The organism is Gemella sp. GL1 (assembly GCF_013415365.1).
GTDB lineage: Bacteria > Bacillota > Bacilli > Staphylococcales > Gemellaceae > Gemelliphila.
Map to the genome: position 1 here is coordinate 193,824 of NZ_JACBYB010000021.1, position 11,851 is coordinate 205,674.

Annotated in this window: 13 protein-coding genes; all 13 read right to left on the reverse strand. The window is 31.3% G+C overall.

Features of this window, described 5'->3' with window-relative positions; all coding sequences use genetic code 11:
* Nucleotides 1-48: 48 nt before the first annotated feature.
* Nucleotides 49-1,695 carry a BglG family transcription antiterminator gene (locus HZY82_RS06030; protein WP_218925258.1) on the reverse strand — a complete coding sequence of 549 codons (1,647 nt, stop codon included), beginning with the start codon at nucleotides 1,693-1,695 and terminating at the stop codon, nucleotides 49-51.
* Between the two features lie 119 nt (nucleotides 1,696-1,814).
* Nucleotides 1,815-2,531 (reverse strand): L-ribulose-5-phosphate 4-epimerase, encoded by a 717-nt coding sequence (locus HZY82_RS06035; protein ID WP_135156325.1) that lies wholly within the window; start codon nucleotides 2,529-2,531, stop codon nucleotides 1,815-1,817.
* Between the two features lies 1 nt (nucleotide 2,532).
* Nucleotides 2,533-3,396 (reverse strand): L-ribulose-5-phosphate 3-epimerase, encoded by an 864-nt coding sequence (locus tag HZY82_RS06040; RefSeq protein ID WP_135156324.1) that lies wholly within the window; start codon nucleotides 3,394-3,396, stop codon nucleotides 2,533-2,535.
* Between the two features lie 5 nt (nucleotides 3,397-3,401).
* A complete protein-coding gene (locus HZY82_RS06045) occupies nucleotides 3,402-4,067 on the reverse strand; it encodes a 3-keto-L-gulonate-6-phosphate decarboxylase UlaD (protein ID WP_135156323.1) in 666 nt (221 codons plus the stop codon).
* A gap of 36 nt (nucleotides 4,068-4,103) precedes the next feature.
* Complete coding sequence (locus HZY82_RS06050; protein WP_135156322.1) at nucleotides 4,104-4,589, reverse strand: PTS sugar transporter subunit IIA; 486 nt, start codon at nucleotides 4,587-4,589, stop codon at nucleotides 4,104-4,106.
* Between the two features lie 79 nt (nucleotides 4,590-4,668).
* Complete coding sequence (locus HZY82_RS06055; RefSeq protein WP_135156321.1) at nucleotides 4,669-4,947, reverse strand: PTS sugar transporter subunit IIB; 279 nt, start codon at nucleotides 4,945-4,947, stop codon at nucleotides 4,669-4,671.
* Between the two features lie 53 nt (nucleotides 4,948-5,000).
* Nucleotides 5,001-6,437 (reverse strand): PTS sugar transporter subunit IIC, encoded by a 1,437-nt coding sequence (locus HZY82_RS06060; RefSeq protein WP_135156320.1) that lies wholly within the window; start codon nucleotides 6,435-6,437, stop codon nucleotides 5,001-5,003.
* A 283-nt stretch (nucleotides 6,438-6,720) separates the two neighbouring features.
* Complete coding sequence (locus HZY82_RS06065) at nucleotides 6,721-7,416, reverse strand: 5'-methylthioadenosine/adenosylhomocysteine nucleosidase (RefSeq protein WP_135156319.1); 696 nt, start codon at nucleotides 7,414-7,416, stop codon at nucleotides 6,721-6,723.
* A 1-nt stretch (nucleotide 7,417) separates the two neighbouring features.
* Nucleotides 7,418-7,903, reverse strand: coding sequence for a transcription elongation factor GreA (gene greA / locus HZY82_RS06070; RefSeq protein WP_135156318.1), 486 nt, complete (start codon nucleotides 7,901-7,903; stop codon nucleotides 7,418-7,420).
* Between the two features lie 49 nt (nucleotides 7,904-7,952).
* Complete coding sequence (gene udk, locus HZY82_RS06075; protein WP_167753225.1) at nucleotides 7,953-8,573, reverse strand: uridine kinase; 621 nt, start codon at nucleotides 8,571-8,573, stop codon at nucleotides 7,953-7,955.
* A gap of 21 nt (nucleotides 8,574-8,594) precedes the next feature.
* Nucleotides 8,595-9,242 carry an O-methyltransferase gene (locus HZY82_RS06080; RefSeq protein WP_135156316.1) on the reverse strand — a complete coding sequence of 216 codons (648 nt, stop codon included), beginning with the start codon at nucleotides 9,240-9,242 and terminating at the stop codon, nucleotides 8,595-8,597.
* 84 nt (nucleotides 9,243-9,326) lie between these two features.
* On the reverse strand, nucleotides 9,327-10,490 hold the full coding sequence (locus HZY82_RS06085) for a multidrug effflux MFS transporter (protein WP_135156315.1): 1,164 nt from the start codon (nucleotides 10,488-10,490) through the stop codon (nucleotides 9,327-9,329).
* Between the two features lie 131 nt (nucleotides 10,491-10,621).
* On the reverse strand, nucleotides 10,622-11,665 hold the full coding sequence (locus tag HZY82_RS06090; protein WP_179939029.1) for an LLM class flavin-dependent oxidoreductase: 1,044 nt from the start codon (nucleotides 11,663-11,665) through the stop codon (nucleotides 10,622-10,624).
* Nucleotides 11,666-11,851: the final 186 nt, after the last annotated feature.

Genomic DNA, 11,851 nt, shown 5'->3' on the forward strand with positions numbered 1-11,851 from the left:
CCAAGTCTTACACTTAAATGTGTGCAAAACTTGACCTAAAAAATTATATTATTTCAATATTATTCTACTCACTAATTTCTCTATCTTCCCTTTCAAAACATTTCTCTCCACTGAATTTTGAATATAAGGATGCAATAATTTTTCTAATTCATCATGAAAAATTATATCTTTATCTAGAATATTATTAGATATATGTACTAATTTTATAATATCTTCATTGACTAAAACTGGATGTACTTTAACTATAGGTACTTTACTTTCAATACCGGTATTACTTGTTACAATTAAATCAATTTCTAAAAGATCACTAACAGTATAATATTGTTCTGATGTAAATACTGCTTCTATTTCATAATTTTTTAATAACTTTGAAACTTGGTTTAATAGTAATTTTTGGACACCAATCCCCTCATCACATACAATTATTGCCTTTTTACTATCCTGGGATAATACTAGCTCTTTTTCTAATTCTCCACCCAAATGTATAGTTATATATGCAATATCATCATCTGTTAATTTTACTTTCCAACTTTCTTCTAAAATACCAACACTAGACTTAGTTATTTCAAATAATTCACTGTGCATCTCCTTTATATATTTCAAAAGTGGGTTTATAGAAAAAACTCCATATCTTTTTCTGTATATTAAAGCTTTAGCATGCATTAATAATTGATTTAATAAGTCGTTATATTTTTTAAATTTAATACCATATTGAACATTTAAATTTTTTAAAAACACATCCAAAATTTCTTTCATTTCTTTATAATCTTTTGAATTTAAATGCGTATCCGTATATTTTCTAAACGATAAGAGTAGCATAACAATCAAGCTAATTTCTATATCATCTAACTCTATTTTAAAGTTGCTACATAAACCTTGGGATATTTTTTCAGCTAACTTATACTCAATTTTTTTAGAAATTCCTTCAAAATCATTCCTTACCATTTCTTTATCTTTATCTGTTAATTCTATAGATCTATAAGATAGTATTAAATAAGGTAAAATTTGAATCATAAACTTGCTATCTTGATGATTTATCTTCTTTCCTAAGATGTAATCAGAAGTTTCAATTTCCCTTTTTAAAAAACTTTTAACTTCCTCAGAAAAATAATTATCAAATCCTGTAATATCAACAATCTTATCTTTTACTATATTTACAAATCCAATATTATCCTCTGTATACACTCTATATAACAACCTATACAAGTATTGTATCTTTGATAAAGGGTGACAATCTAAATAATAACCTTTTGCTTTAGTTACTTTTAAAAAAATATCATATTCTTCTTCTGATAATTTCGTTCTCATAACAATCAAATCACTTAAAATCGTATTTCTTGATACATCTGTAAGGTGCATTAATTTTTCAATAGTTACTCTTTCTTTAGAAATTGCAATATAAATTAAACTTAATCTTACTCTCTCTGTAACATTCATAACATAAGAATAATCATCTAATTCTGCTAATAATTTTCTACATACATCTTTTTGTTCATCAGTTAACTGTAATCCAACTCTAGGGTATGATTTTATTTCTCCTACACCTTGTGGTAGTGCTTTATTTATTTTTTCTAAATGATAATATATTTTCCTTCTTGATTGATTTAATTTGGATGAAATTGTCATGATAGTTTCCGCTTCTTCTAGTTCTATAAGATATACTAGTAAATCATAACTTTTTTTGTCCAGCAACATTTTGTTATCCCCTTTAGTAATATGTAACTTTGTAATTTAATATTATAATAACATAGTACTCCATAATTGAAAAGATGCAAAACTAAAAATTTAGTTTTGCATCTTTTATTACAATTTTTTTAATGTTTGTCACCTTTTTGACCATAATAAGCATTTGGACCATGCTTTCTTAAATAATGTTTATCCATTATATATTTTGGTGCACTCTCCACTCTTGGATTAATTTGTTCAGTAAACCTGTTCATCTTAGATACTTCTTCTAAAACTACACTATGATAAACTGCTTGCTCTGGATCTTTCCCCCAAGTAAATGGACCATGATTTCTCACTACAATTCCTGGTACAGCTAGTGGTTCTATTCCTCTTTTTGCAAACTCTTCCACGATTACTTTTCCTGTTTCTATTTCATATGCTGAATTTACTTCGCCTTCTGTTAAAGATCTAGCACATGGAATAGTTCCATAGAAGTAATCAGCGTGTGTTGTTCCATAGAAAGGAATATCTCTCCCTGCTTGTGCCCAAGCAACAGCCTCTGTCGAATGTGTATGAACTACAGCACCCACTTCTGGCCAAGCTTTGTATAATTCTACATGTGTTGGTAAGTCTGAAGATGGATTTAAATCTCCTTCAATCACATTTCCGTCTAAATCTGTTACCACCATATTTTCTGGAGTCAATTTATCATAATCAACTCCTGATGGTTTAATAACAATTACCCCTGCTTCTCTATCAACTTCTGAAACATTTCCCCATGTAAATTTAACCAAGCCATGTTCTGGTAATGATTTGTTTGCTTCACAAACTCTTTTTCTAATCTCTTCTAATGATTTCGACATATTATCTTAACCCCGCTTTCTCAATTAATGGATATAGAAAGTCTTGTGCTTTCTTAATCTCCTCTTTAGTTTCTTCAACAGAGCTACAATTTTCTGACCACATCTCTATTAGGAATGGCCCTCTATAATTTGATTTCTTAACAACATCAAAAACATGCTCCCAATCTACACAGCCTTCTCCAAAAGGAACATCCCTAAATTGTCCTTTTGAAGTTTCAGTTACTGCATAAGTATCTTTCAAATGTAAGGCTGCTATTGATCTATGACCAATATAGAATTCACTCCATAAGTCATTATGCCAAGCTGATAGATTTCCTGTATCAGGATATACAAATAGATAAGGAGAATCTACTTCTTTTTCTATTGCTAGATACTTTTCAATTGAATTGATGAATGGATCATCCATTATCTCGATAGCAAGCATTACCTGAGCTTCTTCTGCCCAATCACATGCTTTTCTTAAATTTTTAACAAATCTTTCCCTTGTTTGAGGTGATTTTTCTTCATAGTAAACATCATATCCTGCCAACTGAATAGTTCTAACACCTAAGTCTTGTGCTAATTCTATACATTTTTTCATAAGGTCTAATGATTTTTTTTCAATTTCTGGATCATTCGACCCTAAAGGATACCTTCTGTGCCCTGAAAAGCATATACTAGGTATTCTTACTCCTGTTTCATAAATAGCCTTTACTATATCTAATCTCTCTTCCTTAGTCCATTCTAATCTAGCTAATCTTGCATCCGATTCATCTACTGACATTTCAACAAAATCAAATCCTAATTCTTTGGCAAAATTTAATCTTTCTAACCAAGTATAGTGCTTAGGTGTTGCTTTTTCATATATACCTATTGGACGAGTCATATTAACTACCCCCAAATTCTACGAATTTCATCTTTGAATTCACGTGCTGCAGCCGCTGGATTTTCTGCTTCTGTAATTCCACGACCTGCAATAAATGTGTAAACATCTACTCCTTCAAATAATTTTAGAGTTGATACATCCAGTCCTCCAGTTACTGATACACGGAATCCCATTTCAATAAGTTTCTTAACCTTGTTAAGATCTCTTTCTCCCCATGTTTCCCCAGCTAATAGAGCATCTCTTGATTGGTGATAAATTGCTTGAGAAATTCCTGCATCTAGCCATAATTGTGCTTGTTCATAAGTCCAATCACCATATAATTCTATTTGAATTTCACCTTTTTCTCCATTAACTTCTTTAATTGCTTTCAATGCTGCTTCCATTGTTGGAATAGTTGCCGAACAGATACATGTCATCCAGTCAGCTCCTCTTACTGCATTATTTTTAGCGATTGTCCCACCTGCATCAGCACATTTTGTATCCGCTACAATAATTTTATCTGGGAACAAGTTACGTAATACTTCTACTAATTCAGACCCTACTTGTAGTAAACACACTGTTCCAGCTTCAATAATATCTACTTCATGTCCTACTGAAACTGCCGCTTTAATAGCTCCTTTCAAATCTGAGTGATCTAATGCTACTTGTAAATTTGGAATTCTCTTTGTCATTTTATTGTTCTCCTTATTAATAAATTAAATTTCTAACTATCCTTCTAAATCTAATCCTGCTAAGTATGGGCTATTTTTAGATTCTTCTACCATTGCTAAAACCTCTTCCGGAGTTTTACACTCAACTAATCTTGCTATTGAATTCTCTAATTCAAATAATGCTACTATTTGAGGGATTGCTACTGATGTATGAATATCCGCTGAAGTTGCTGCTAAAGTTACAAGTACTGAAACTTCCTTACCATCAGAAAAAGCAACTGGTTCATCTAATGTTATTAATGAGAATGAATCTCTATTTACACCTACACCTGCTTTAGCATGTGGCATAGCCATTCCTGGCATTAAAATATAATATGGACCATATTCTTCAGTAGATTCTAAAATTGCTTCATAATATTCTCTAGTTACAGCCCCGCTATCAATAAGTGGTTGTACCGATAATTCTACTGCCTCTTGCCATGTTTCTGCATGCAGTCCTAATCTAATTGAATCGTTTTCCTTAAATGCTCTAGTTAAATTCATTTTGCTGTCTCCTTAATTTTATATAAAATTAAGGGCTGGGCCTTGACCCAACCCTTTTATTGTTCATTACTGTAATATATTATAGTACTTCTTGTAATTTTGCTTTAATTTCTGCATCATCCATTAAGTTTTCTAATCCTACTAATTTACCAGTAGTACGACCTTCTAATTCCTTGATTAAGTGGTTTGATGCTACAACAATATCGTATCCTGATGCTAATGACTTAGCTTCTCCTACTGAACAAGATGCTGATTGAAAATCAGTTACACCTAATTGTCTAAGTGCATTTTCAACTTTCATCTTGATAACCATTGATGATCCCATTCCATTTCCACATGCTGTTAATACTTTTACCATTTTATTTTCCTCCAAAAATTATTTTATTTTTATATTATTTTATTGACTTAATATTATTGTGTTTCACCGCGGTAGTATTTTTCTTTATCCTTAGCTCTTGCATATTGAAGTTGAGGTAAGATTAAGAAGAATAGACATACTAGAACGTATCCTAAAATTCCTAAATTCTCGAATACATATCCGAATGGTAACCAAGGTAGAACAAAGTCGATGTTTCCATGGTAACCACCTACTAATCCAAGTAGAGATACTGCTAATGCTCCAAGAGCTACTTGGAGAATACCAGAGATGAATGATAGCACTACCGCTGCTCTCCATCCTCCTCGTTTGTCAGCATACACCGCTATTGCTGCATTATCGAAGAATACTGGTACGAACCCTGTAATTATTAATATCGGGTTTTTGAAAATTACTAATAATCCTATTGTAATAAGTTGACCTATTAAACCGAATGCAAATCCTGAAAGAACTGCGTTTGATGAACCAAATCCATAAGATGCGGCAACATCTACCGCTGGGAACGAACCCGGTAATAATTTTGATGAAATACCTTGGAAGGCATTTGTTAACTCGGCTACGAACATACGTACACCTTGCATCAAAATAAATAAGTACACTGAGAATGTTAGAGATGTTTGTAATATGTACATAAAGAAAGCTTGTTTAGCTGGGTTATATACATCTCCAGTTGTAATTACAGCTTTATCCGCCATAATTTCAGGTCCTAAAACCGTTAAAATTGCTCCGAAGAAAACAATCATAAGTGTTGCAGATGCAACAACTGTATCATGGAAGATATTTAAAAATCTTGGTAATTTTAAGTTATCTAAATTATCTTCTTTTTTACCGAAAAATGGTGCCACCTTATCTACAAACCATAAAGCAAATTGTTGCTGATGTCCGATAGCAAAACCACCACCACCAGTTAATCTTTGTGTTGCTTCTACTGTTAAGTTAGAACTTACTGCCCAGTAAAGACCACAGATAAGACCAACGTATAATGCTGCTGTGCTTCCTTGTAATGCCGGTATTAATAATAGAACGAAAACCGAAACTGTCGCCGCTTGTTGAACCATGATATGACCCGTAATGAACAGTGTACGAACTTTTGTAATTTTACGAAGTGCCACTAAAAGAATATTTACACCAAATCCAATTAATAATGCTGTCGTAGCAACTTCAATGAATCCCATCTCAGTAAGTTTTTGGTTGGCTGCTGTTAATCCAAAATATGGATCAATAACTGCGGCATTCAAACCAAATCTTTTATCTAATGCTGCAAGTACTGGACGGAAAGTTCTTACTAGTCCCCCGGCCCCTACATCCAAGATAAGGTATCCTACTGTTGCTTTAATGAATCCTGCAAACACTTCGTGTGCAGATTTCTTCAGTAAAGCATACCCTATTAATACTAATAGACCTACGAAGAATGCTGGTTTCTGCAAAATATTTTGAGAAAACCAATTTAATATAGTAATTAATATTTCCATATCATCTACTCCTTTTTATTTAATTTTCTTTACACTTCTATTGTATAGGGTTTCAAATGATAAAAAAAGACCAAAGAACACCCAATCATCTGTTCAAAATTGGATACATGCCTTACTAAATAAATAATAGACGGCTTTATCTGCAAACTATACTAGCAAATTAACTCCATTTTAAACATCTCAATACCTATTAAATATATGTCTATAATATTTCTGACATACTATTACTGTATCCTATATGCGGTAAATTTATAAAAAACCACCGTATTAACGATGGTTTATGCTATATTCTCTTGATTAATTCACTTGTAATTTTTGATGAATTTTGAGCTGCAATTCCTAAAAACTCATCAAATGTAATTCTACTTCCTTCTTCAGCTTTGTCACTCACAGAACGACAAATTATAAACCTAATACCAAAATTATAACATGTTTGAGCAATAGCTGCTGCTTCCATATCTACAGCAAGCAAAGCTGGAAATTTTTCTAAAATATCTTTTTTTAATTCTTTATCTGAAATAAATGAATCTGATGTTCCTAATAAGCCCAAATGAATACTATACTCACCTAAATCGAAATCTTTTGTATTTACCAGTATAGTCTGAACTAAATCTTCATCACTTAGATATTTGGCTGGCATTTGTGGCACTTGACCTAACTCATAACCAAAGTGCCTTGCATCCACATCAAAATGTACAACCTGCGTAGCTACAATTAAATCTCCTACTTCTAAATCTTTAACTAAAGCTCCACAAGAACCAATATTTATAACAAAATCTACTTTGTAATTGTCTAATAATAAAGATGTTGCAATAGCTGCATTAACTTTACCTGGCTTACAAAGCATTAAGACTATTTCTTTATCTAGATATCTCCCTAGATAAAAATCTACATGTGCTTTCTTTTCTATCCTCAAATCCTTAATTTGAGATTTTATAATAGCTACTTCTTCAGGCATTGCTCCTATTAGTGCTATCATACTATTTAACCTTAACAACCTTAATATCCATAGACGCTTCTGGTCCTGTTGGAAGAGAAATTTTTACTATATCTCCTATTTTTTTACCAAGTAATGCTTGTCCAATTGGTGATTCATTAGAAATTTTTGCTTCTAGTGGGTTTGCTTCTGCAACCCCTACAATTTTATAACTCTCTTCCTCTCCATGTGGTAATTCTACGAATGTAACTGTGTGACCTAGACGAATAACATTTGATCCAGCTTCAATAGTAACAATTTTCGCAAAACGAATTTGTTGCTCTAGCTCTAAAATCTTTTGCTCTATTTCTCCTTGTGCATCTTTAGCTGCATGATACTCAGCATTCTCAGATAAATCTCCAAAAGAACGTGCAACTTTAATTTCTTCTACGATTTCTGGACGTCTTACTGTTTTTAAATAATCTAATTCTGCTACTAACTTATCATAACCCTCTTGGGTCATTTGAAATTCAATTTTCTCTTCTGCCATTATTTTATCCTCTTTCTCTTTAATCTTTATAATTATAAACTTTTTTTAATTATTTTTCTAGTATTGACTTAATTTTTGTCAGCAGTATATCTACTGCAATATCGTTATATCCACCATCTGGTATTACAATATCCGCATATTGACGAGTTGGTTGAATATATTGCTCATGCATTGGTCTTACCGATGTTAAATATTGACTTATTACCGACTCAACACTACGACCACGCTCTTTCATATCACGTAATAACCTTCTTAAAATTCTTATGTCACTCGGTGTATCAACAAATATTTTAATATCTAATTGTTCTCTTAATGTTTTTGAATATAAACCAAATAATCCTTCAAGTATAATTACTTCTTTGGACTCTTGATGCTTTGTTTCACTAGATCTAGTATGATTTACATAATCATAGATAGGCATATCTACTTCTCTTCCTTGAATAAGCTCTTGTAAATGTTGAGCTAATAAGTCATTATCAAAAGCATCTGGATGATCATAGTTAGTCTTAACTCTTTCTTCCATAGTCAAATGATCTTGATTTTTATAATAATAATCTTGCTCAATAAGTACCACCTTATCTTGGCTTAATTCTTCAATAACTCTCTTTGTAACAGTTGTTTTCCCACTTCCACTTCCACCAACTATTCCTATAACTAAAGGCTTTTTCATTTTAATTCATCCTCTCTAAAACTATTTTCTTATCGTCATTGCAATACCATCACCAAAAGGCATAATGCTCGTTGAGTAATTCGGATGATTCATTATCCATTGATTATATTTATCTATCTTTCTTGCAAGTTGTCTTAAATCTTTTGACTTTTGAATTATGCTAGGATCAGAGACCATTCCTTTGAATAGTACATTATCTGTAATAATAAGTACGTCATCAGCAAAATAGGGTTCATAAAGTTCAAAAAATTTTCTACTTTGACTCTTAGCACCATCAATAAATACTACGTCATAAGGTGCCTGTTTGACAACTTCATCATGTAAAACAAGTGCATCTCCTTTAACCATAGTTATCCTATCTTCAAGTCCCCTTAAATTAATATTTTTCTCTGCTTGTTCTTGCATAAGTTCATTACGTTCGATAGTAGTGACCTTTGCTCCTACTTCCTCACATAATCTTATCGAAGAATAAGCTATTGCTGTACCGATTTCTAAAATATTTTTAGCCTTTTTTATTTTAAATAATTGAATAAGATATGCAATAGCAATTTTATCAATAATCGGCACCTTATTTTCTAGAGCATAGGCTTCTAATCCTTTAAAAAAATCTTCACTTTCAGGCAAAAGATTTTCTACATAAAGACTATCTTTAGATTCTATAGCAACCATAACTTCTCCTCTAAATTTAAAATTTATATCCTTATAATTATATCACAAAAGAAAAAAATACAGCAAGTCTCTGCTGTATTTCTATTATATTTTTGATTTGATTTTTTGGAATATTAACATAGAAATTACTGATGCTATTACTAAAGTAATACCAGTTGCTATGAATACATCTCCTATCCCTACTAAAGGAGAAACTATAGCAGCAAATAAGGCTGGAAAAAATCCTAAGATTGCTGAGGCTGTTCCAGAATATCTTCTTTCTTTAGACATTGCTAAGGCTGAGTTTGATGCGAACATTATCCCCATAGATATCATCAAAGTAAAGAAGAAAATTTCTACTATAAACACACTTACCTTAAAGTAAAGTGTTATAGCTATAAATAAACTTGATACTACTAAAGATAATAAAGCTGTAAATATAGCTTTTTTATTTGATAAATATGAAGATAATCTAGCCCCAAGCATTATAGCAAAGCCATTTGCTGCAAAAAATAGTGAGTAGACAAAGCTTGATACTCCATATCCTGTTTGAAAAATAAATGGAGATGCTGAAATATATCCAAACATAGCTGCGAATGCAAAAGAATTAATAAATACTAAAGACATAAATAATTTATTTTTTAGAACTAAAAATATATTTGAATATACTTCAAGCAATGAACCCTGCACTCTCTTACTCTCTGATAAACTTTCTTGAAATTTTTGAAGTACTAATAATAAAATTATTCCTATTAAGGCTAATGTAACAAATACTCCTTTCCAATTTACAAATTGTAATAAAACTGCTCCAAAAACTGGTGAAATAATAGGAGCTAAGCCATTTACTGCCATGAGTAAACCAAAGAATTCCCGTAAATCTTCTCCCTCATAAAGATCGTTGGCTACTGCCCTAGAAATTACTACCGCTCCTGCCGATGATAATCCTTGAATTAATCTTAAAAAAATCATTGTATAAATATTAGCTGCTGCTAACATAAATATTGTACTCAATAAATAAATTATCAAACTTATTAATAATGGTTCCCTTCTTCCGAATTTATCACTTATTGGACCTACTACTAACTGCCCTAAAGCCATCCCCATCATAGATGTTGTCAATGTTAATTGCACCATTGAAGCTGAAGTTCCAAAATATTCTGTCATATAGGGTAGTGCTGGTAGATACAAGTCCGTTACGAATGGTCCAAAGGCTGACAAGGTTCCTAAAAACAAAACTAGAAATAGTTTACTATTTTTTCTATTTTCCACTAATATCTCCCTTCTAAAAAATTCAATAAAAATAATTATAACATACTGAAACTATGATTCCAATATTATTTATAATATTTTCAAGGGGATATTTTTAAAAATTTTCTCCGAAATATACTATCATAACTATCTTATTCTACTTTGCTTGCTATCTCTGAAAATAATTTATAAGAATATTCTTGCGCATCTTTATCATATATCATTGAATTTACCATTAATTCATCAAACTGTAAGTCTTCTTTCAATTCCCTTAGTTTTATAAGGGCTGTATCCTTAGTTCCTATTATAGATCCAGCTGTCATACTCCTAACAATTTCTTTTTCTCTGTATATAAAGTTTTCATTAGTGAAAGCAATAGGGCCAAAATGAGGAACTTTCTCCGCTGCTATATAAGTTTGCCATACTTCTTCTTCAGAATTTACAGGTTTTTGTAATCCTTTTGGTCTTGAAGTTACAAGATTCAAAAATGATTGGATTTGTGTAGTGGCAAGCCTTTTAGCTTCCTTTACTGTATCAGCTAAAATTATGTTATAGCATAAAATAAAGTAAGGCTTATCCAAGTATTTTGATGCTTTAAAATTATTTCTATAGATGTAAGATGCCTCTAACATTGATGCTGGCGAAAAATGAGCTGCAAAAGCATACGCTAATCCCAACTTAGATGCTAGATAAGCACTCTCTACACTTGATCCTAGAATATAAATAGGTATTTCTACCCCTTCTCCAGGATAAGCATGAACTTCTGCTGTCCCTTCAAAATATGAGAGTAATTCTTCTAAGTCTTTCTCAAAATTAGGATGAAGATTAGCTTTTTTTCTGATTGCTGTCGCTGTTTTTAAATCTGTTCCAGGAGCCCTCCCTAAACCTAAATCTACTCTACCAGGATGTAATATTTCTAATGTTCCATATTGCTCTGCAACTAAATAAGGGCTATGATTAGGTAACATCACTCCACCTGAACCTACTCTTATTTTTTTAGTATTATCTAATGTTTTTTGAATTAATAACTGCGTCGCACTTGATGCAATAAATTTATTATTATGATGTTCTGCTATCCAATATCTCTCATAGCCTAATTTCTCAACTTTTTTCGCTAATTCTATCATATCATCAATAGCATCTTTATAAGATTGATTCTCTCTTAAAGGAACTAAATTTAAAACTGAATATTTCATTTTTCACCTCTTATTTTTAAATATATATTGCAATAATATACATATAGTCAACTAAAGTAAAATAATATAACTTTTGCTTAGAAAAAACTGTAACAATTTTATAAAATTAATTTTTACTAAAACTTTTAACATATATACGAGTTGGAAAATAATTTTTATAAATATCTTATTCTAATATTACTTACC